This window comes from Kitasatospora xanthocidica (assembly GCF_014656195.1).
Taxonomy (GTDB): Bacteria; Actinomycetota; Actinomycetes; order Streptomycetales; family Streptomycetaceae; genus Kitasatospora; species Kitasatospora xanthocidica.
In genome coordinates, this window is sequence record NZ_BNBY01000006.1 from 170627 (window position 1) to 191263 (window position 20637).

General features: G+C 73.5%; 20 protein-coding genes. 13 read left to right on the plus strand and 7 right to left on the minus strand.

Annotated features, from left to right (window positions below; genetic code table 11):
- The first annotated feature begins 93 nt into the window (after positions 1 to 93).
- Positions 94 to 957, plus strand: a complete 864-nt coding sequence (gene htpX / locus IE332_RS13140; RefSeq protein WP_189916001.1) for a zinc metalloprotease HtpX — start codon at positions 94 to 96, stop codon at positions 955 to 957.
- A gap of 42 nt (positions 958 to 999) precedes the next feature.
- Here htpX and IE332_RS13145 read toward each other — a convergent pair whose 3' ends face one another.
- The gene (locus IE332_RS13145) at positions 1000 to 2454 is read right to left on the minus strand and encodes an aminotransferase-like domain-containing protein (RefSeq protein WP_189916002.1); all 1455 of its coding nucleotides are present in this window, start codon (positions 2452 to 2454) and stop codon (positions 1000 to 1002) included.
- Between IE332_RS13145 and IE332_RS13150 the strand changes: the two genes are divergently transcribed.
- A complete protein-coding gene (locus IE332_RS13150; RefSeq protein ID WP_189916003.1) occupies positions 2453 to 3379 on the plus strand; it encodes a DMT family transporter in 927 nt (308 codons plus the stop codon). The two genes, IE332_RS13145 and IE332_RS13150, sit on opposite strands and share 2 nt — an antisense overlap.
- 87 nt (positions 3380 to 3466) lie before the next feature.
- Here IE332_RS13150 and IE332_RS13155 read toward each other — a convergent pair whose 3' ends face one another.
- Positions 3467 to 3868 (minus strand): DUF7144 family membrane protein, encoded by a 402-nt coding sequence (locus tag IE332_RS13155; protein WP_189916004.1) that lies wholly within the window; start codon positions 3866 to 3868, stop codon positions 3467 to 3469.
- Positions 3869 to 4116: 248 nt separating this feature from the next.
- Between IE332_RS13155 and IE332_RS13160 the strand changes: the two genes are divergently transcribed.
- Both IE332_RS13160 and IE332_RS13165 read left to right on the plus strand, forming a co-directional pair.
- Complete coding sequence (locus IE332_RS13160) at positions 4117 to 4542, plus strand: BlaI/MecI/CopY family transcriptional regulator (protein ID WP_189916005.1); 426 nt, start codon at positions 4117 to 4119, stop codon at positions 4540 to 4542.
- A gap of 3 nt (positions 4543 to 4545) precedes the next feature.
- A complete protein-coding gene (locus tag IE332_RS13165; protein ID WP_189916006.1) occupies positions 4546 to 5502 on the plus strand; it encodes a M48 family metalloprotease in 957 nt (318 codons plus the stop codon).
- 59 nt (positions 5503 to 5561) lie between these two features.
- Here IE332_RS13165 and IE332_RS13170 read toward each other — a convergent pair whose 3' ends face one another.
- Positions 5562 to 6251, minus strand: a complete 690-nt coding sequence (locus IE332_RS13170) for an FMN-dependent NADH-azoreductase (RefSeq protein ID WP_189916007.1) — start codon at positions 6249 to 6251, stop codon at positions 5562 to 5564.
- A 179-nt stretch (positions 6252 to 6430) separates the two neighbouring features.
- Between IE332_RS13170 and IE332_RS13175 the strand changes: the two genes are divergently transcribed.
- Positions 6431 to 7282, plus strand: coding sequence for a sigma-70 family RNA polymerase sigma factor (locus IE332_RS13175; RefSeq protein ID WP_268256561.1), 852 nt, complete (start codon positions 6431 to 6433; stop codon positions 7280 to 7282).
- Positions 7283 to 7317: 35 nt separating this feature from the next.
- Here IE332_RS13175 and IE332_RS13180 read toward each other — a convergent pair whose 3' ends face one another.
- On the minus strand, positions 7318 to 8322 hold the full coding sequence (locus IE332_RS13180; RefSeq protein WP_189916009.1) for an NADP-dependent oxidoreductase: 1005 nt from the start codon (positions 8320 to 8322) through the stop codon (positions 7318 to 7320).
- A 144-nt stretch (positions 8323 to 8466) separates the two neighbouring features.
- Between IE332_RS13180 and IE332_RS13185 the strand changes: the two genes are divergently transcribed.
- Entirely contained in the window at positions 8467 to 9495 is a 1029-nt protein-coding gene (locus tag IE332_RS13185; RefSeq protein ID WP_189916010.1) for a LysR family transcriptional regulator, read from the plus strand.
- Here the strand turns inward: IE332_RS13185 and mug are convergent.
- The gene (gene mug / locus IE332_RS13190; protein WP_189916011.1) at positions 9390 to 9995 is read right to left on the minus strand and encodes a G/U mismatch-specific DNA glycosylase; all 606 of its coding nucleotides are present in this window, start codon (positions 9993 to 9995) and stop codon (positions 9390 to 9392) included. The two genes, IE332_RS13185 and mug, sit on opposite strands and share 106 nt — an antisense overlap.
- Positions 9992 to 10867 carry a phosphatase PAP2 family protein gene (locus tag IE332_RS13195; RefSeq protein ID WP_189916012.1) on the minus strand — a complete coding sequence of 292 codons (876 nt, stop codon included), beginning with the start codon at positions 10865 to 10867 and terminating at the stop codon, positions 9992 to 9994. Before IE332_RS13195 ends, mug begins: the two co-directional genes overlap by 4 nt.
- A 504-nt stretch (positions 10868 to 11371) precedes the next feature.
- Here IE332_RS13195 and IE332_RS13200 point away from each other — a divergent pair.
- On the plus strand, positions 11372 to 11863 hold the full coding sequence (locus IE332_RS13200) for a hypothetical protein (RefSeq protein ID WP_189916013.1): 492 nt from the start codon (positions 11372 to 11374) through the stop codon (positions 11861 to 11863).
- A gap of 104 nt (positions 11864 to 11967) precedes the next feature.
- Positions 11968 to 12564, plus strand: coding sequence for a hypothetical protein (locus tag IE332_RS13205; protein ID WP_189916014.1), 597 nt, complete (start codon positions 11968 to 11970; stop codon positions 12562 to 12564).
- A 210-nt stretch (positions 12565 to 12774) separates the two neighbouring features.
- On the opposite strand, the gene IE332_RS13210 is transcribed toward IE332_RS13205, so the two are convergent.
- On the minus strand, positions 12775 to 13263 hold the full coding sequence (locus tag IE332_RS13210; protein ID WP_189916015.1) for a YajQ family cyclic di-GMP-binding protein: 489 nt from the start codon (positions 13261 to 13263) through the stop codon (positions 12775 to 12777).
- Between the two features lie 639 nt (positions 13264 to 13902).
- Between IE332_RS13210 and IE332_RS13215 the strand changes: the two genes are divergently transcribed.
- The 5 genes from IE332_RS13215 (at position 13903) to kdpC (ending at position 20593) form a co-directional block, all read left to right on the plus strand.
- The gene (locus IE332_RS13215; RefSeq protein WP_189916016.1) at positions 13903 to 15735 is read left to right on the plus strand and encodes an APC family permease; all 1833 of its coding nucleotides are present in this window, start codon (positions 13903 to 13905) and stop codon (positions 15733 to 15735) included.
- 332 nt (positions 15736 to 16067) lie between these two features.
- Positions 16068 to 16157, plus strand: a complete 90-nt coding sequence (kdpF, locus tag IE332_RS13220) for a K(+)-transporting ATPase subunit F (RefSeq protein ID WP_097237446.1) — start codon at positions 16068 to 16070, stop codon at positions 16155 to 16157.
- Position 16158: 1 nt separating this feature from the next.
- Positions 16159 to 17823, plus strand: a complete 1665-nt coding sequence (kdpA, locus tag IE332_RS13225; protein ID WP_189916017.1) for a potassium-transporting ATPase subunit KdpA — start codon at positions 16159 to 16161, stop codon at positions 17821 to 17823.
- Entirely contained in the window at positions 17823 to 19940 is a 2118-nt protein-coding gene (kdpB, locus tag IE332_RS13230) for a potassium-transporting ATPase subunit KdpB (RefSeq protein ID WP_189916018.1), read from the plus strand. The genes kdpA and kdpB overlap by 1 nt, the downstream gene beginning before the upstream one ends.
- Positions 19941 to 19957: 17 nt before the next feature.
- Entirely contained in the window at positions 19958 to 20593 is a 636-nt protein-coding gene (gene kdpC, locus IE332_RS13235; protein ID WP_189916019.1) for a potassium-transporting ATPase subunit KdpC, read from the plus strand.
- The last annotated feature ends 44 nt before the right edge of the window (positions 20594 to 20637 follow it).

Consider the following 20637-nt stretch of genomic DNA (forward strand, 5'->3'; position numbering starts at 1 on the left):
CACAAGGGAACAAGGGTCCCGGCCCCACCCGTTGACCGGGCAAGAGGGACGAGGCAGAAAGGGCTTCCCCACCGCACCATTGGAGGGCCTGACGTGCACCGCCGGCACAACGGACTGAGGACCGCCGTCCTGCTCGGCGGCCTCTCGGCGCTGATCCTGGTCATCGGAAGCTTCTTCGGCCGCGGCGGGCTCGTGATCGCCCTGCTGATCGCCCTCGGGACCAACGCCTACGCCTACTGGAACAGCGACAGGATCGCGCTGCGGGCCATGCGGGCCCGGCCCGTCAGCGAGTTCGAGGCGCCGCAGCTGTACCGGATCGTCCGCGAGCTCTCCACGGCCGCCCGCCAGCCGATGCCCCGCCTCTACATCTCCCCGACCCCGGCCCCGAACGCCTTCGCCACCGGCCGCAACCCGCGCAACGCGGCGGTCTGCTGCACGGAGGGCATCCTGCGGATCCTCGACGAGCGCGAGCTGCGGGGCGTGCTCGGACACGAGCTGAGCCACGTCTACAACCGGGACATCCTGATCTCCTCGGTCGCCGGGGCACTCGCCTCGGTGGTGATGTTCCTGGTCAACTTCGCCTGGCTGGTCCCCTTCGGCCGCTCCGACGACGACGACGGCCCGGGGCTGTTCGGGGTGCTCGCCATCATGATCCTCGGGCCGCTGGCGGCCGGACTGATCCAGATGGCGGTCAGCCGCTCCCGCGAGTACCAGGCCGACGCCGACGGCGCCCGGATCACCGGCGACCCGCTCGCCCTCGCCGGCGCCCTCCGGAAGCTCGACGCCGGCACCCGTCAGCTGCCCCTCCCGCCCGAGCCGCAGCTCCAGACGGCCAGCCACATGATGATCGCCAGCCCGTTCCGCCCGGGCGAGGCCGGCGCCAGGCTGTTCTCCACCCACCCGCCGATGGCGGAGCGGATCGCCCGCCTGGAGCGGATGGCGGGGTACGGGCGGTAGGTCGTCGGACGGGAGCTGGGCGCGGGCACTGGGTGGGGCTGTTCAGGCGGTGGCTTCCTCGTACGCCAGGCGGAGGCGGTGGATGCCGTCGACCACCTGGGCGGGGCTTTCGGCGGCGGCGTAGCTGAGCCGGAGGTGCGGGGCCGGGGGTTCGGCGGCGTGGTAGGGGCGGCCGGGGGTGACCTGGACGCCGTTGCGCAGGGCGGCGGCGGTGACGGCGCCGTCGTCGGTGCCGTCGGGCAGGCGCAGCCAGAGGTGGTAGCCGCCGGGGCGGTGGATGGTGAGGAAGCCGGGCAGTTCGCGGTGGAGGGCGGCGACGGCGGCGGTGCGGCGGTCGCGCAGTTCGGCGCCGAGGGTGCGCAGGTGACGGGCCCAGGCGGGGTCGGAGACCAGTTCCAGCGTCGCCTCCTGGAGCGGCCGGGGCACGAAGAAGCTGTCCACCACCTGGGTGGACCGCAGCCGGGCGAGGGCCGGGCCGCGGGCGGTGAGGGCGCCGACCCGCAGGTTGGGGGAGGCGGCCTTGGTGAGCGAGCGCAGGTGCACGACGACGCCGTCCCGGTCGTCGGCGGCGAGCGGGCGGGGGAGCGCCGGGGCGTCCGCGTGGAGCAGCAGCCGGGCGAAGTCGTCCTCGACCACGAAGGCCCCGGCCGCGCGGGCGATCCGCAGGACCTCCTCCCGCCGGGCGGGGGAGAGCACCGCGCCGGTGGGGTTCTGGAACAGCGGCTGGCAGACGAAGACCCGCGCCCGGGTGGCCGCGAAGGCGTCGGCGAGCAGGTCGGTGCGGACGCCGTCGGCGTCGACCGGGACGGGGACGGGCCGCAGCCCGGCGGCCCGGACGACGGCCAGGATGCCGGAGTACGTCGGCGACTCGACCAGGACCGGCGAGCCGGGGGAGGCCAGCGAGCGCATGGCGACGGTGAGACCGCCCTGCCCGCCGGAGGTGATCAGGACGTCCCCGACCCCGATCGGCCCGCCGTGGCCGCCGATGTCGCGGGCGAACCAGCCGCGCAGTTCGGTGAGGCCGTCGACGGGCGGGCGGTCCCAGGCGCCGGGGCGTCGGCCGGCCCGGGCGAGGGAGGTGGCGAGCAGGCGTTCGGGCAGCAGTGAGGCGTGCGGGTAGCCGCTGTTGAGGTCGATGACGTCGGGCGGCGGCACCCGGAGGGTGGCGAGGACCGGGGCGGCGAACAGGTCGCGGGGGCCGGTGTCGGCGCTGAGCGCGACCTCCTGCCAGGAGAGGTCGCCGCTGCGGCCGGACGGTGCGGCGGGGGCGGCCGGGGCCGCGGCGAAGGCGGCCGCCCGGAAGACCCCGGCGCCGGGCCGGGAGACCACCAGTCCTTCGGCGACGAGCACCGCGATGGCCCGGGAGACCGTGACCGGGCTGACCTGGTGGCGTTCCATCAGGACCCGGCTGGCGGGCAGCTTTCGTCCTTCGGGGTAGCGCTCGACCTCCCGCCGCAGGGTATCGGCGAGTTCGGTCACACTGCTACGCTCGTTCATGACGACACAAGATAGCGCTACCCTCCCCTCGGCGATAGCACCGCAGCGCGGTACGGCCTCCGGGCGCGGTACGGCCTCCGGTACCGTCCTCGCGGCCCTCGGGGTGGCGTCCTTCTCGCTCAGCTTCCCGGCCACCGCGTGGTCCCTGGAAGGCTTCGGCCCGTGGTCCTCGACCGGGCTGCGCGGTGTCCTGGCCGGGGTGCTGGCCGCGCTCTACCTGCTGGCCTCCGGCGCCACGCCGCCGACGCGGCGGCACTGGCCCGCCCTGCTGATGGTCTCCGGCGGCTGCGTGCTCGGCTTCCCGCTGCTGACCACGCTCGCCCTGCGGACCTCCTCGACCGCGCACTCGGCGGTGGTGATCGGCGTGCTGCCGCTGGCCACCGCGGTGTTCTCGGCGGTGCGTACGGGCCGTCGGCCGTCCCGGGCGTTCTGGACGGCGGCGCTGGCGGGGGCGGCGGCCGTCCTCGCCTTCACCCTGCTGCAGAGCCACGGCCGGCCGAGCGCCGCCGACCTCTTCCTGTTCGTCGGGGTGGTGGTCTGCGCGGCCGGGTACGCGGAGGGCGGCCGGCTCTCCCGGGACCTCCCGGGCGCCCAGGTGATCGCCTGGGCGGTGGTGGTCGCGCTGCCCGTGATGCTGGTGACCGCCGGGTGCGGGCTGGCGGCCGAGCCGGTGCGGATCGGGCCGAAGGCGCTGGCCGGACTGGCGTACATCGCGGCGGTCTCGCAGTTCGGCGGCTTCGTGCTCTGGTACCGGGGGATGGCCGCGATCGGCGTGCCGAGGGCGAGTCAGCTGCAGCTCGGGCAGCCGCTGCTGACGCTGGTGTGGTCGGTGCTGCTGCTCGGTGAGGAGCTGCCGGCCGCCGCGCCGGTCACCGCGGTGGTGGTGCTGGTCTGCATCGCGGTGACCCAGCGGGCCCGGACCTGAATCCCGGCGCGGGCGGGTCAGGACGGGGCGGGCCGGGTAACGCTGGGGCGGGTCAGGGCGGTCTGGGTAAGGCCGGGTCAGGCCGGGTCAGGCCGGCTCGGGCCGGTAGACGCAGAGCGCCCAGATGACGAAGACGTCCAGCGCGATCACGACGATGCCCCACAGCGGGTAGTACGGGAGCGCCAGGAAGCTCTCCACCGCGCTCAGCACGGCGAGGCCGACGCCCACGCCCCGGGCCCAGGCCGCGCCCGAGGCCACGAACCAGCCGGTCACGGCGAGCAGCAGACCGATGATCAGGTGGATCCAGCCCCAGCCGGTCAGGCTGAACCGGAAGACGTACTGCGGGGTGCTGACGAAGACGTCGTCCTTGGCGATGGCCATGATGCCCCGGAAGACGTCGAGGACGCCGTTGAGCATCATCACCACGCCGGCGAACATCACGCCGCCGGTCACCCACCCGGAGTTGGCGGGGCTGGTAGGCCTGCTCATGGGCTCCTCCGGAGGTCGGCCGCACTCGAACGGGTCGTACGTCTCCGACCGTCCGTCGGGCGGTGCGGCCGGGCAACCGGTCCGCGCCCGTCCGGGTGACGGGCGCGGGCACCGCCGGAGGCGGCCGGGCGGCGGTTCCGGGTGCGCCCCGAACCCTTGCGCCGGGCGGGTCCGGCGCGGAGCCCCGCTCGTTAGGATGAAGGCGCGCCCGGCGGTCCGGGCGCGGCATCCGGAGGGAGTGGGCCGCCATGGCAGACGAGGGGCACGCCCCTACGACCGGGGACGCGCCGGCCCGCCGACGCGGCCAGGGCGAACTGGAGGCGCAGGTGCTGGCGGTGCTCCAGCGGGCGCCCGGCCCGGCCACCGCGGGGTGGGTCCAGGAACGCCTGGAGGGCGACCTGGCGTACACCACGGTGATGACCATCCTGAGCCGGCTGCACGCCAAGAACGCCGTCTCCCGGAGCCGCTCAGGCCGCTCCTACCTGTGGCAGGCCTCCTCCGACGCCGCCGGGCTGGCGGCGCTGCGGATGCGCCGGATGCTCGACGGCGAGGCGGACCGGGACGCCGTCCTGGCCAGCTTCGTCACCGCGCTGCTGCCGCACGACGAGGAACTGCTGCGGACACTGCTCGACGCCGCGTCCGCCGATCCGGCAGCGACCGACCGTGAGAGCTGACCCGTGGGCCTCTTCGTCTTCCTCCCGCTCGTCCTGCCGCTCACCGCGGTCCCGATCGCGCGCCTGACCGAGCAGCACCTGCACCCGCGCGGCGCCGCCCGGCTGATGACGGTGATCAGCGCGGTGCTGGCCGTCTGCAGCGTGCTCTGCCTCGGGCTGATCGGCGTGGTCGGCACCGCGCAGATCCCCGGCAACCCGCTGCCGGACAGCTGGTCCGACCCGGAGGTGCGGGCCGCGCTGCCGTACCACGAGACGGTCGGCACGGCCGCGATGTGGCTGCTGGCCCTGGTCGGCACCGCCTGCGCCCGGACCGTCGTCCGGCACCTGCGGGTGCGGGCCCGGGCCCGGCGGGCGCTGTCCGGACTGCCCGCGGGGCAGGGGTCGGCCGGCGACCTCGCGGTGCTGCCGGACAGCAGCCCGTACGCCTACGCGCTGCCCGGCTCGCCCGGGCGGGTGGTGGTCTCCACCGGGATGCTGGACGGCCTGGCGGCGGACGAACGGGAGGCGCTGCTCGCGCACGAGCGGGCGCACCTGCGCCACCGCCACCACCGGTACCTGCTGACCACCCAGCTCGCCGCCTGCGTCAACCCCTTCCTGCGGCCGCTGCAGAACGCGGTGGCCTACAGCGCGGAGCGGTGGGCGGACGAGGACTCGGCGCAGGCCGTCGGGGACCGCCGGATCACCGCGCGGGCGGTGGCCCGGGCAGCCCTGGTCTCGCACGCCGCCCCGGCGCCGGGCTTCGCGGCCTTCGCCGCCCCGACCGCCGCCGCCGGGCCGGTGCCGCGCCGGGTCGCCGCGCTGCTCGGGCCGGTGCCGACCTCCCGCAACTGGCCGCCGGCCACGACACCGGCGGGCCTGGCGGCGATGGTCGCCGCGATCGGCACGGCGGCGTCGGCGCTGTGCGCGCTCAACGCCGCCGTGGCGCTGCTGGTGGTGCTGAAGGCCGTCACCCCGTTGTAGGGCCGCAGGGTCTCTCCGTCGGGTGTCACACGGCCTGTCGTCCGTTCCGCCGTCGGGTGTCACACCGCCGCGGCCAAGGCGTCCAACCGGGCCTCGGCCGCCGCCAGGGACTCGGCGGCGAGCGGTTCCAGGCCGTTCAGCGCCGGGACGTCCGCGGCCCGGGTGAGCTCGGCGGTGACCACGTGCAGGTGCTCCGCCGTGACCCCGAGGGTGCCGAAGTACGCCCGCAGGTAGGGAAGTTGGAAGTCGAAGTGCTCGCGCGGGGTGCCCGGCCCGTAGCCGCCGCCGCGGACGGCGACGACCACGACGCGGGTGTCGCGCAGCAGCCGGTCGCCGGTGTCCGGGTCGAGGTAGGCGCCGGGGAAGGAGACCCGGTCGATCCACGCCTTGAGGCCGGTCGAGACGGTGAAGTTGTACATCGGGCTGCCGAGCAGCACGGTGTCGGCGGCCCGCAGCTCCTCGATCAGCGGGCGGCTGAGCGCCCACTCGCGGGCCTCGTCCGGGTTCTCGGCCAGGGCGGCGACGTCTGCCGGCGGCAGCGGGCCCTTGCGTTCGCTCCGCCGGCCGAGGGCGTCGTAGCCGGCGCGGATCGCGGGCACCGGGTCGGCGGCGAGGTCGCGGTACCGGTGTTCGGCGGCGGCGCCGTGCCGGGCGCGCCAGGCGGCGGCGAAGCGGCCGGTCAGCGCGCGGCTGACCGAGCCGGCCGGGCTGATGCTGGAGTCCAGGTGGAGCAGCGTGGCTGAGGTCATTTCGGTCTCCTGGTCACCTCGGGGGAGGACGGATCGTCATAGCGGTGACGAGCCGGGCCGAGGAAAGGTGACCGATGGACCGGGACGGGATTTCGGGAACGACCACTGGTGATGCGATCACCGGTGGCGCGACGTTCGGTCGAGCGGCGTCCGGGCCGGGTTCGGCGGAGGCGTCGGCGGTGCGCTTCGAGGCCGAGCGCGGGCGGCTGCGCGCCGTCGCCCGGCGGATGCTCGGGTCGACGGGCGAGGCCGAGGACGCGGTGCAGGAGGCCTGGCTGCGGCTGGTCCGGACCGACCCGGCGGAGATCGACAACCTGCCCGGCTGGCTGACCACGGTGGTCTCCCGGATCTGCCTGGACCTGCTGCGGGCCCGTGCCGCGCGTCGGGAGGAGCCGACCGACGAGCCGCTCCCGGACGCGGCGGGCGGCGGTGCGGACCCGGAGCGGGAGGCGCTGCTGGTCGAGTCGGTGGGCCGGGCGCTGCTCGTGGTGCTGGACCGGCTGGGCCCGGCCGAGCGGGTCGCCTTCGTGCTGCACGACGGCTTCGCGGTGCCCTTCGAGCAGATCGCGCCGATCGTCGGGCGGACCCCGGTGGCCGCCAAGAAGCTGGCCAGCCGCGCCCGGCGGCGGGTGCGGGGCACGGCCGCGCTGCCCCCGGAGCCGCTGACCGGGCACCGGCGGGTGGTGGAGGCCTTCCTGGCCGCCGCCCGGGACGGTGACCTGGCCGGGCTGCTGGCGGTCCTCGCCCCGGACGTGGTGCGCCGGGCCGACCCGGCCGCACTGCCGCCCGGCCGTTCCCCGGTGGCCCGGGGCGCGGCGACGGTCGCCCGGGAGACCACGGTCTTCGGCCGCCGGGCCCGGTTCGGCGCGGTGGCGCTGGTGGACGGGGTGCCCGGCATCCTGATCGCCCCGGGCGGGCGGCTGCGGCTGGTGCTGCGGGTGGCGGTCGCGGACGGCCGGGTGGCCGGCTACGAGGTGGTCGCCGACCCGGCCCGGCTCGCCGCCCTCGACCTGGCCGTGCTGCCGGGGTGATCCTTCAGCACGGCCAGGTCCCGCCGTCGGACGGCTCAGTCGGCGATCTTGACCAGCATCTTGCCGGTGTTGGCGCCGCGCAGCATGCCCAGGAACGCGTCCACCACGTGGTCGAAGCCGTCCACGACGGTCTCGTCCGGGACGACGGCGCCCGAGCGCAGATGCGGGACGAGGAAGTCGTACAACTCGGGCCGGGCGTCGATGTGGTTGCGGACCAGGAAGCCCTCCAGTCGCACGCTCTTGCCGACCACGTCGAAGAGGTTGCGCGGCGCGGGCGGCGGGTCCTGCGGGCGGTTGTACTGGGCGACGGCGCCGCACCAGGCGATCCGGCCGTGGTCGCGCAGGACGTCGATGGCCGCCTCCAGGTGGTCACCGCCGACGTTGTCGAGGTAGACGTGCAGCCCGTCGGGGGCGGCCTCGCGCAGGCGGTCCGCGATCGGGCCGTCGTGGTAGTCGAAGGCGGCGTCGAAGCCGAGGTGCTCGGTCAGGCGGGCGGCCTTGGCGGCGGTGCCGGTGCTGCCGATGATCCGTCCGGCGCCGAGCAGCCGGGCGAGCTGTCCGGCGGCGGTGCCGACGCCGCCGGCGGCCGCCGAGACGAACAGCGTCTCGCCGGGCTGGAGCCGGGCGATCCTGGTCAGGCCGACCCAGGCGGACAGGCCGGTGCCGCCGAGCACCGACAGGTGGGCGCTGAGCGGGACCCCGGCGAACTCGGGCAGCAGGAAGGCGCCCTCGGCGGTGACCACCGAGTGGGTGCGCCAGGCCTGGCGGTGGAGGATGACCGCTCCGACCGGCAGGGCGTCGGCCCGGGACTCCACCACCCGGCCGAGGGTGCGGCCCTCCAGCGGGGCGTGCAGCTCCCAGCCGCCCTCGTCCATCTCCTCGCGCATGTACGGGTCGACGGACTGGTAGAGGTTCTCGACCAGGACCTCGCCCGCCGCGAGCGCCGGGAGGGACTCCTCGACGAAGGCGAAGTTCTCGGCGGTCGGCGCGCCGGCGGGGCGGGAGACCAGGTGGACGGCGCGGGCGGTGGGGCGGGACATCGGGCGCTCCGGACGGTTGAGGACGGGCGGGACGTGATCACCGTAGGAAGCGGGGGAGCGTCCGGGCAGGGGCCGCGGTCGATGGAACGGCGGCTTCCATGAGCAGGATCGATGGATCGACGTGCCAGGGGCTAGATTCGGCGCATGACCGATCTCGCCCCGCACGAGCTGCGGATCCTGGTCGCCGTCGACGAGGAGCAGAGCTTCACGGCGGCCGCCACGCGCCTGGGCACCAGCCAGTCCGCCGTCTCGCACGCCGTGCGCGCCTGCGAGGGGAAGCTCGGAGCGGTGCTCTTCGCCCGCGGGCGCCACGGCGCACGCCCCACCGAGGCCGGCGCCCGCGCGGTGGCGTACGCCCGCCGGATCCTACGGCTGCTGGACGCCATGGGCCCCGAGGTGCGCGGCGCCGGGACGAACGGGCCGCTCACCGGCACCCTGCGGATCGCCGCCTTCCGCAGCGCCGCTGCCCACCTGCTGCCGCCCGTCCTGGCCGGGCTCGCCGAGCGCCACCCCGGGCTCGCCACCCGCGTCCGGATCGTCCGGGAGATCGGCCGCGGCACCGCCGGGGAGGTCGCCGACGGCCGCGCCGACCTCGGGCTGGCCACCCTGGACGCCGACGGCCCGCCGCCCGTCCCCGGCCTGGTCGCGGTGCGGCTGTACGAGGAGTCGTACGCGCTCGCGCACCCGCAGGGCCACCCGGCGCCGCGCGAGCTCCCGCTGGTCGACTGGGACGAGAACTGCGGCTCGTACACCCGGGACTGGTGGCAGCGGCAGGACTGGATCCCGCCCGCGACCGTGGACGTGGAGGACGACACGGTGGCCCTCTCGCTGGTCGCCCAGGGCCTCGGCATGGCGATCATGCCCCGGACGGCCCTGCTCGGCGCCCCGACCGGGCTCGCCGTCACCGACCTCGGGCCGCGCCCGCCCAGCCGCCTCGTCGGGTACGTCACCACGCCCGAGCTGGCAGGGACGGCCGCGGTGCGGGCGCTGATCCGCGAGCTGCGCGAGGTCCGGCTGCCGGCGGGGCTGGCACCCGCCGCGCGGCCGGCGGCGCGGCCGGTGGCGGGTCAGCTCTCGTCCGCGTCCTCGCCGTCGCCCGCGCCCGCGCCCTCGCCGTCCGCCACGGCTTCCCGGAGCGTGCGGAACTCCCCGGCGAGCGCGTCCAGGGTGTAGTGCGCGTTGAGGCCGCTGGGGTTGGGCAGCACCCACACCTCGGTGTCGCCGATGCCCTCCGGCTGGCGCCCGACCACGGCCCGCCGCTGCCCGAAGGCCGTCCGGTAGGCGCCGATGCCGAGCACGGCCAGGACCCGCGGACGCAGCCGCAGCACCCGGTCGCGGAGCGCGGCGCCGCCCTCGCGCAGCTCCTCGGCGGTCAGCTCGTCCGCCTTGGCGGTGGTGCGCGGGGCGACGTTGGTGATGCCGAGACCGAGCGCGGGCAGCAGGTCCTGCTCGTCCGGGCGGTACTGGCGCTCGGTGAAGCCGGAGCGGTGCAGCGCGGGCCAGAAGCGGTTGCCGGGGCGGGCGAAGTGGTGCCCGGTGGCGCCGGACCACAGGCCCGGGTTGATGCCGCAGAACAGCACCCGCAGCCCGGGCCCGGTGACGTCCGGGATGGTGGTGTCCTTGGCGGCCAGCAGCTGTTCGGCGGTGGGCTTCAGAGGCGTCGGCGACTTCACCGGGCCAAGTCTGCCGTGCCCCTCGCCGGCGCCGTACGGCGGCCGCGCAGCCACCGCAGGCCGAACACCACGACGGCCGCGTACGCCCAGCCGACGAAGACGTCGATGATGAAGTGCTCCGCGCCGTAGACCAGGGTGAACGTCATCGCGAGCGGATAGGCGACCAGCACCGCGCGCAGCCAGGGCCGGGCGGTGGGCCAGAAGAAGAACAGCAGCATCGCCGGGTAGGCGGAGTGCAGCGAGGGCATCGCGGCGACGTCGTTGGCGAACTGGCTGCCGTTCTCCAGCAGCGAGTCGGCCTGCGGCAGTCCGCTCGCCGAGATCACCTCCCAGACCACCCGGGACAGGTGCGGCAGGTTGCCCTCCTGGGCGACCAGCCAGGGCGGGTCGGCCGGGTAGAGCAGGTAGGTGGCGAAGCCCGCGAAGGTGAGCGTCAGGTAGCAGGCGAGCAGCTGCCGGAACCGGTGGTGCGCGCGCCGCCAGAGCACGGCGAGCAGCAGGAAGACCACGAAGAAGTGCGACAGGTAGACCCCCACCGCCGTGTAGTCGTACCAGTGCGGCGAGCCGGGGGTGTAGAGGGCGTGCTGGAGCCGGACGGTCCACGTCTCGCCGAAGCCGAGCGCCTCGTCGAAGCGCAGCTGCGGCAGCCAGTGCGGGGCCCACGGGGTGTGCGCGCCGTAGCCGCGCAGCAGCGAGTACGACCACACCACGGCCATCACCGGCACCCAGTCGCGCAGCACCAGGAGGAAGCCGCGGGGGCCGTGCCCGCTGTGCACGGCGGCGGTGAGCAGCGCGCCGATCAGCCAGAGGAACAGCACGTCGTTGGCCGAGGGGAGGCCCTCGGTGCGCAGGAACCAGAGGAGGCCGGACACGTAGCACGGCCAGGCCAGGTACCGGAGTCTCGACCAGCCCGTCACGCGGGGGCGGGGCGGGGGCACCGGGCGCGGTTGTCCGGCTCGCACGGGGGGCGCGGCCGGAGGGAGGGTCTTGGTCATGTGCACCGAAAATAGCAAGTCAAACTTGGAGGACTCTGGGTGAAGTATGACCGGATGGTAAGAACGTCGGAATCGGCCGGCGAGGCCGTCGTACCGCCCGTCCGGCCGTGACCCGGCCGGGTCGTACCGGGGCCTTCCGGGTTGTACCGGGGTCTTCTGGGTCGTACCGGGCCAGTCCACCCGGATGCCGGGGCCTCCGCACTCGGCCCGCGCCCGAGCGGGTGACCGGCCCCGCGGCCGGACCTTCGCGGCCGCGATTGGCGGGCATTCCCGGCCGCGGTGCGGCATTTGACGGTGGTCAGCCTGCTCTACGGTCTCCGGCCGGGCACGGAATCATAAATTTCGGGCCGTGTGTCGGTGCGGTGGGACACCATGTCCGGCATGTCCTACGAACTCCAGGCGCTGATAGGAACATTGGAGCTGCTGCGGGTGGCGGCGGCGGAGGTTCCGGCGGCCCGGGTGGTGCCGTTGGCACAGGGGCTGGCGCTGATCCCGGTCACCTCCGGGGTCCTCGCCGCGCTCCAGGGCGACGGCAGCGTGCGAAAACCGGCGGGCGGGGCCGGGTTCGGCTGGCACTCGGACGGCTTCGAACTCCGGCTGGCCGCCTGGTCGAAGGCGGGGCCGATCGCCTGTGTGGAGGCCGAGTACTTCGGCGGCAGCGGCACCCAGCGGGCCGCGGTCTGGGAGGACGGCCGGGTCGTCCTCGGGCCGCTCACCATCGGCGAGTTCGAGCCCGCGCCCGCCGAGGGCGCCCCGATCTCCCGCGCCCTGCGCCGGATCGGCGCGCACACCGCGGAGGGCCGGGCCGACGAGTTCGACTCGGTCGGCCTGGGCGCCCGCCGCGGCACCGGGGACTGGGTCGCCGACGACTGAGCCCGCGCACGTTCGGCGTACGTGCGGTGGCTGCGTCCGGGCGCCTGGCCGACGGTGTGAGTCAGGCGATCTCGCCTGATCCACAGTGAGAGGAAGCAGTACCCATGCGTGCCACCCGGATGGTCGTCGTGCTGACCGCAGCCTTCGCGCTGACCACGGTCGCCACGGCGTCCGCCACTGCCGCCGGCCATGGAGCCGCGGCCGCCCGTACCACCGTGTCCGTCCCCGGTCTCCCGGGCCTCCCCGCAGCCCTGTCCGCCCTGCCAGCCCTCCCTGCCCTGCCCGCCCGGCCCGCGGACCCCACCGCCGCGGCGCCGTCGACCCTCCCGGCCGTCACCGACCCGGCTGTCACCGATCCGACCGTCGCCGACCCGGCGGTGCCCGCCCTGCCGGCCACGCCCTCCGTACCGGATCCGGGCGCCGCGCTCGGGGCGGTCGGCGACATCGTCAAGCTGGTCACCGGCCTGCTGTCGACGGTGACCTCCGCCGTCCCCGACCTCGGCGTGGTCCAGCAACTGGTCGCCACCCTGCAGGCCGTCCTGCAAGGACTGATCGGCCAGCTCCCGGCCCCGCCGGCGGTGGCGCCGACCCCGCCCAAGCTGCCCGGTCCGGCCGCGAGCCTGCAGGAGCGGCTCGACGCCCTCCGCGCCCAGGCCCAAGTCCTCACCGCGGCGGCCCGGGCCCACCCCGCCGCCGGCTGACCCCGTCGACACGGACAGCCCGTCGACACGGACGGTCCGTGGACACGAACTGTCCGTCGACACGGACGGTCCGTCGACACGAACTGTCCGTCGACACGAACGGTCCGTGGACGCGAACGGCCCCGCTCCCGAAACCGGGAGCGGGGCCGTGCCGTTCGTCCCGCCGACCGAGGGAGCCGGCGGCGGGTCACGGTCCGGGGCGGTCCGTGATCAGCGGTAGTTCACGAACTGGAGCGCGAAGTCCAGGTCCTTGCCCTTGAGCAGGGCCTGCACGGCCTGGAGGTCGTCGCGGCTCTTCGAGCTGACGCGCAGCTCGTCGCCCTGGACCTGGGCCTTGACGCCCTTGGGGCCCTCGTCACGGATGATCTTCGCGACCTTCTTCGCGTCCTCCGTGGTGATGCCCTCCTTGACGTCGGCGAAGATCTTGTACTCCTTGCCGGAGAGCTGCGGCTCGGCGGCGTCCAGAGCCTTCAGCGACAGGCCGCGCTTGACGAACTTCGTCTGCAGCACGTCGAGGATGGCGCGCACGCGCTCCTCGCCGTTGGCCTTCATCTCGATCTTCTCGCCGGAGCGGCTGATCTCGCCGCCGACGCCCTTGAAGTCGAAGCGCGTGGCGATCTCGCGGGAGGTCTGGTTGATCGCGTTGTCGACCTCCTGCCACTCGACCTTCGAGACGATGTCGAAACTGGAGTCGGCCATGGGTGTTGGTCTCCTTGATGCTCTGGCTTCACTGGCACGGTCCGCCCCACCGGGGCGCCCGCCGCCCAAGCCTATCCAGCGCCACCCCGCCCCCGCCCGCGGCGACCACGCCGTTCTCCTTGATCATCGCGTGATCTACCGAGTGGCGAAGCACCCCCCGGCATCGGGTATGGTTTACCACGTCGAACGGGGCGAACACCCCGGTCGGCGAAGATCCTGGCTGGTTGTCGCGCAAGCTACGCAGGTTCGAACCCTGCACCAGCCACAGGGATACGAAAGAGCCCCTGATCTGCGGAAACGCAGATCAGGGGCTGTTTTGTTTTTCCCCGTCCCGGGCCGGTCGGGGGCGCGGCCGGGCACAGTTATTGCACATTGCTTGCAATTACCTTCTAGGGGCAGCAGAGTGGGTGGCCGGGGGTGGGAGTCCTTCGACTGAGCTGATCGTCTTCCCAACCGGCGACCGCCGGGACAACCGGCTCGCCCACCCCCGCCAACAGCCCCTCCCCGCGGGGCGGCGACGTGCGTCAAGGGCCCGTCAAAGCCGCTCGTGGCCGCGTCAGGAACGCGTAGGGGCCGGGGGAGCGACAGGAGCGCGGACCGCAGGATCGGAGCAACTACCGACCGCGGAGGTTCCGTCCGATGTCCAGCGCCATCACCACCCCGGCCGTCACGGCCGAACCCGAGCCGCCGGATACCGGTACGGGCGACGAGCGGCACCGGCTCAGCGCGCTCGGCGGACTGGCGGCGCTCTCGCTGGACGCCATGGCCTCGGTCGCGTACGGGCCGGAGTCGATCGTCCTGGTGCTGGCCGCCGCCGGGGCGTACGGGCTGGGCTTCACGCTGCCGGTCACCGCGGCGATCGCGGTGCTGCTGGCGGTGCTGGTCGCCTCCTACCGGCAGGTGATCGCGGCCTTCCCGGACGGCGGCGGCGCCTACGCGGTCGCCAAGGCGCACCTGGGCCGCCGGACGGCGCTGACCGCGGCCGCCTCCCTGGTGATCGACTACATCCTGAACGTCGCGGTCTCGGTCACCGCCGGCGTGGCCGCGCTGACCTCGGCCGCACCGGGTCTGTACGGCCAGAGGGTCTGGCTCTGCCTGGGCGTGCTGGCCCTGGTCACCGCGGTGAACCTGCGGGGGATAGCCGAGTCGGCGCGCTGGTTCATGGTGCCGACGGCCGTGTTCGTCCTCGCCGTCATGGCGATCATCGTGGTCGGCCTGTTCCGGTCCGCCCCGGCCAGCACCGCGGCCGCCGCCGGGCACGCCTCGGTGCTCGCCGAGAACGCCACCGCCGTCGGGGCGCTGCTGCTGCTCAAGGCCTTCGCGGCCGGCTGCTCCGCGCTGACCGGCGTGGAGGCGGTGGCCAACGCCGTCCCCTCCTTCCGCACCCCGCGGGTCAGGCGGGCGCAGCACACCGAGGTCGCGCTGGGCGCCCTGCTCGGCGTGATGCTGATCGGGCTGGCCGTGCTGATCGGGCGCTTCCACCTCCAGCCGGTGGAGGGCGTCACCGTGCTCGCCCAGCTCGCCGACGCCTCGCTCGGCCACGGCGCCGGCTTCTACGTCGTCCAGTTCGCCACCGTGGTGCTGCTCGGCCTGGCCGCCAACACCTCCTTCGGCGGGCTGCCGGTGCTGCTCGACCTGCTCGCCCGGGACAACCACCTCCCGCACGTCTTCGCGCTGCGCGCCGACCGCCAGGTGTACCGGTACGGCGTGCTGTTCCTGGCCGCGGTGTCGGCGGTGCTGCTGGCCGGCTCCGGCGGCGACGTCAACAGCCTGGTGCCGCTGTTCTCGATCGGCGTGTTCGTCGGCTTCACGATCTGCCAGGTCGGCATGGTCCGGCACTGGCGGCTGCACCGCCCGGACGGCTGGCGGTGGAAGGCCGCGCTGAACGGCTTCGGCGCGCTGCTCACCGGTGTCGCCGCGCTGGTCGTCACCGGTACCAAGTTCACCGAGGGCGCCTGGGGCATCGTGGTGGCCCTGCCGCTGCTGGTGGTGCTGTTCGAGGCGGTCCACCGCAGCTACCGGCGGATCGGCGAGCGGCTGGAGCTGGGCCGGGTGCCCGGCCCGGTGACCAGGCAGCGCAGCCTGGTCGTCGTCCCGGTGACGGCGATCACCCGGCTCACCCGGGACGGCCTGTCGGCGGCGCTCTCGCTCGGCGACGAGGTCATGGCGGTGACGGTGGTGCACGAGCCGACCGCGGCCGAGGCGCTGCGCAGGGACTGGGAACTCTGGCAGCCGGGCGTGCCGCTGGTGGAGATCCCGGACGACCACCGGCGGCTGGGGCGGCCGATCGCCGCCTTCGTCAACGAGCTCGGGGCGGAGCACGCCTACGACCGGCTGACCGTGCTGATCCCCGAGGTGGAGCCCGCGCGCTGGTGGCAGCGGGCGCTGCAGAACCGGCGCGGCGCCGTGATCGACCGCGCCCTGCGCCGGCACACCGACGCGGTGGTCTGCCGGCTCCGGATGCGGATGTGACCAGCGGATGTGACCAGCGGGGGAGCCCCGTGAACGGCCCCGGACGGCAGCTGCCGTCCGGGGCCGTTCGCCGTCCCACCACCCGTTCGCGTCAAGGTCCCGTCAACGCGGCGCCGTCACCCGTATGGAGGGCGTCAGGGCCCGATAACGCGCCTCTGACGGCTGGTTTGCTGCATCTGCCGGTCGTCCGCCGGCGCCGCGCGAGCCCTTCGGCCCGCCCGCGGCATCTTCCGAACCACGCTGGTGGAGCCCATGTCCGATCTCATCTACGTCGGTGTCACGGTCGCCGTGTTCGCCGTCATCGCCCTGATCGCGCGGGGGGTGGAGAAGCTGTGAGTGCGGAGAACATCGCAGGCCTGATCGTGGCCGTCGCCCTCGTCGGCTATCTCGTCGTCGCGCTGATCTACCCGGAGAAGTTCTGACATGAGCTCCACTCTCGCGGGCTGGATGCAGGCCCTCGCCCTCGTCGGCGCGCTGGCCCTCTGCTACCGCCCCCTCGGCGACTACATCGCCAGGATCCTCACCACCCCGAGGCACCTCAGAGCCGAGCGCGGCATCTACAAGGTGATCGGCGTCGACGGTGACGCCGATCAGCGCTGGCCGGTGTACCTGCGCTCGGTGCTGGCCTTCTCGGCGGTCTCCGTCCTCTTCCTGTACGGCCTGATCCGGCTCCAGGGCTACCTGCTGCTGAACCTGGGTGTCCCGCAGATGGCGGGTCACCAGGCCTGGAACACCGCGATCTCCTTCGTCGCCAACACCAACTGGCAGTCCTACGGCGGCGAGTCCGCGATGGGCCACCTGGTGCAGATGGCGGGCCTGGCGGTGCAGAACTTCGTCTCCGCGGCCGTCGGCATCGCCGTCGTGGCGGCGCTGATCCGAGGCTTCACCCGGAACCGGACGGACCGGCTGGGCAACTTCTGGGTGGACCTGGTCCGGATCAACCTGCGGCTGCTGCTGCCGATCTCGATCGTCTTCGCCCTGGTCCTGGCCGCCTCCGGTGTGATCCAGAACTTCCACGGCTTCCACGAGGTGACCAATCTCGCGGGTGACGTGCAGAAGATCCCGGGCGGGCCGGTGGCCTCGCAGGAGGTCATCAAGCTGCTGGGCACCAACGGCGGCGGCTTCTTCAACGCCAACTCGGCCCACCCCTTCGAGAACCCGAACGGCTTCTCGAACCTGGTCGAGGTCTTCCTGCTGCTGGTGATCCCGTTCGCGCTGCCCCGGACCTTCGGCCGGATGGTCGGCGACAACCGCCAGGGCTACGCGATCGTCGCCGTGATGGGCCTGTTCTGGGTCGCCTCGACCGCCCTGCTCACCTTCGCCGAGTCGCAGCACTCGGGCAGTGCCTTGCAGGCCGCGGGTGCGGCGATGGAGGGCAAGGAGCAGCGGTTCGGCATCGCCGCCTCCGGTCTGTTCGCGGCGTCGACGACGCTGACCTCGACGGGCGCGGTGAATTCCTTCCACGACTCGTTCACGCCGTTCGGCGGCGGCATCACGGTCTTCAACATGATGCTGGGCGAGATCGCGCCGGGCGGTACCGGTTCCGGTCTGTACGGGATGCTGGTGCTGGCGATCGTCGCGGTGTTCGTCGCGGGCCTGATGGTCGGCCGCACCCCCGAGTACCTGGGCAAGAAGCTCGGCGGCCGGGAGATGAAGTTCGCCTCGCTGTACATCCTCACCACCCCGACGATCGTGCTGGTCGGCACGGGTGTGGCGATGGCGCTGCCGGGTGAGCGGGCCGGGATGCTCAACTCGGGTGCCCACGGCTTCTCCGAGGTGCTGTACGCGTTCACCTCCGCCGCGAACAACAACGGCTCGGCGTTCGGCGGCATCACCGTCAACACCGACTGGTACGACACGGCGCTGGGCCTGGCGATGATCTTCGGTCGCCTGCTGCCGATCGTGTTCGTGCTGGCGCTGGCCGGCTCGCTCGCCCAGCAGCAGCCGGTCCCGGCCACCCCGGGCACCCTGCCCACCCACAAGCCGCTGTTCGTGGGCCTGCTGTCGGGCGTGATCCTGATCGTCGTCGGCCTCACCTACTTCCCGGCCCTGGCTCTCGGGCCGATCGCGGAAGGTCTCACCTCCTGATGTCCACCTCCACGCTCAACCCCGCGCCGGCCGACACCGAGGCCGAGCCCACCGCGCCGCACAGAGTGGCCAGCGGCCTCCTCGACCCGAAGCTGATCGTCGCGTCCCTGCCGGACGCGGTGAAGAAGCTCGATCCCCGGGTGATGGTCAAGAACCCGGTGATGTTCGTGGTCGAGGTGGGCTCGGTGGTCACCACGATCGCCGCGATAGCCGACCCGTCCGTGTTCGCCTGGTGCATCACGGTGTGGCTCTGGCTGACCACGGTCTTCGCCAACCTGGCCGAGGCCGTCGCCGAGGGGCGCGGCAAGGCCCAGGCCGACACCCTGCGCAAGACCAAGACCGAGAGCGTCGCCCGCCGGCTCACCGACTGGCCCGCCACGCAGCACGAGGAGGAGGTGCCGGGCACGGCCCTGCGGCTCGGCGACCACGTCGTCGTGGAGGCCGGCCAGGTCATCCCCGGTGACGGCGACGTCGTCGAGGGTGTCGCCTCGGTGGACGAGTCGGCGATCACCGGCGAGTCCGCGCCGGTGATCCGCGAGTCCGGCGGCGACCGGTCCGCGGTGACCGGCGGCACCAAGGTGCTGTCCGACCGGATCGTGGTGAAGATCGCCTCGGAGCCCGGCAAGTCCTTCATCGACCGGATGATCGCCCTGGTCGAGGGCGCCGCCCGGCAGAAGACGCCGAACGAGATCGCGCTCAACATCCTGCTGGCCTCGCTGACCATCGTCTTCCTGGTCGCGGTCGTCACGCTCCAGCCGATGGCCACCTACGCGGGCGCCCCGCAGTCGATGATCGTGCTGGTCGCCCTGATCGTGGCGCTCATCCCGACCACCATCGGCGCGCTGCTCTCCGCGATCGGCATCGCCGGCATGGACCGGCTGGTGCAGCGCAACGTGCTGGCGATGTCCGGGCGGGCCGTCGAGGCCGCCGGTGACGTCAACACCCTGCTGCTCGACAAGACCGGCACCATCACCCTGGGCAACCGCCAGGCCGCCGAGTTCCTGCCCGCCCCGGGCGTGGCCACCGACGAACTGGCCGGTGCCGCGCAGCTCTCCTCCCTCGCCGACGAGACGCCGGAGGGCCGCTCGATCGTGGTCCTCGCCAAGACCGAGTACGGTCTGCGGGCCCGAGCCCAGGGCGAGTTGACCCACGCCACCTGGGTGCCGTTCACCGCCCAGACCCGGATGTCGGGCGTCGACCTCGACGAGGCCGGGGGAGTGCACCAGGTTCGCAAGGGCGCGGCCGGCGCGGTCACCAACTGGGTGACCGAGAACGGCGGTTCGGTCGGCGACGAGGTCTCCGCCCTGGTCGACGGCATCTCCGCGGCCGGCGGCACCCCGCTGGTCGTCGCCACCAAGACCGGCTCCGCCCCCGCCAAGGTCCTGGGTGTCATCCACCTCAAGGACGTGGTCAAGGAGGGCATGCGGGAGCGGTTCGACGAGCTGCGCCGGATGGGCATCAAGACCATCATGATCACGGGCGACAACCCGCTGACCGCCAAGGCGATCGCGGAGGAGGCCGGTGTCGACGACTTCCTCGCCGAGGCCACGCCCGAGGACAAGATGGCCCTGATCAAGAAGGAGCAGGAGGGCGGCAAGCTGGTCGCGATGACCGGCGACGGCACCAACGACGCCCCCGCCCTCGCCCAGGCCGACGTCGGCGTCGCGATGAACACCGGGACCATGGCGGCCAAGGAGGCCGGCAACATGGTCGACCTGGACTCCAACCCCACCAAGCTGATCGAGATCGTCGAGATCGGCAAGCAGCTGCTCATCACCCGCGGCGCGCTGACCACCTTCTCCATCGCCAACGACGTGGCCAAGTACTTCGCGATCATCCCCGCGATGTTCGCCGGCGTGTACCCGGGCCTGAGCCACCTCAACATCATGGGCCTGCACAGCCCCCAGTCCGCGATCACCTCGGCGATCGTCTTCAACGCCCTGGTCATCGTCGGCCTCATCCCGCTCGCCCTGCGCGGCGTCAAGTACCGTCCCTCCGACGCCAGTTCCCTGCTGCGCCGCAACATCGGGATCTACGGCTTCGGCGGTCTGGTGGTGCCGTTCGTCGGCATCAAACTGATCGACCTGATCGTCCAGTTCATCCCCGGCCTCAGCTGAGAGAGGAGTCCACCACCATGTCCAAGCCCCTGCCCGCCGCCGTGCGGACCCACTTCACCGCGCTGCGTGCGCTGCTGGTCCTGACCGTGATCCTCGGGGTCGCCTATCCGCTGCTGGTCACCGGGATATCCCAGGTCGCGTTCAGCGAGAAGGCCAACGGCTCGATCGTGAAGGCCGACGGCAAGGAGGTCGGGTCGAGCCTGATCGGCCAGAACTTCAACCTCCCGAAGAAGAACCCGGACGACCCGAAGGAGGAGGCCCAGCCGGACCCGAAGTGGTTCCAGCCCCGCCCCTCCGCGGCCGGGACCGGCTACGACGCCTCCTCGTCCGGCGCCTCCAACCAGGGGCCGAACAGCGAGGACCTGCTGAAGGCCGTCAACGACCGCCGTGCCGCCGTCGCCGCGTTCGACGGCGTCGACCCGGCGAGCGTGCCGGCCGACGCGCTGACCGCCTCCGGCTCCGGCCTCGACCCGGACATCTCGCCGGCCTACGCCAAGGAGCAGGTCAACCGGGTCGCCAAGGAGCGCGGGCTGCCGGCCGACATGCTGAACCAGCTGGTCGACCGGTACACCGAGAGCCGCCCGCTCGGCTTCCTCGGCAACGAGGCCGTCAACGTCGTGCTGCTCAACAAGGCGCTCAGCGAGCAGAAGTGACGCCGCATCAGAAGCGAGAGTGACCGGGCCGGCCCGGGCGCGGG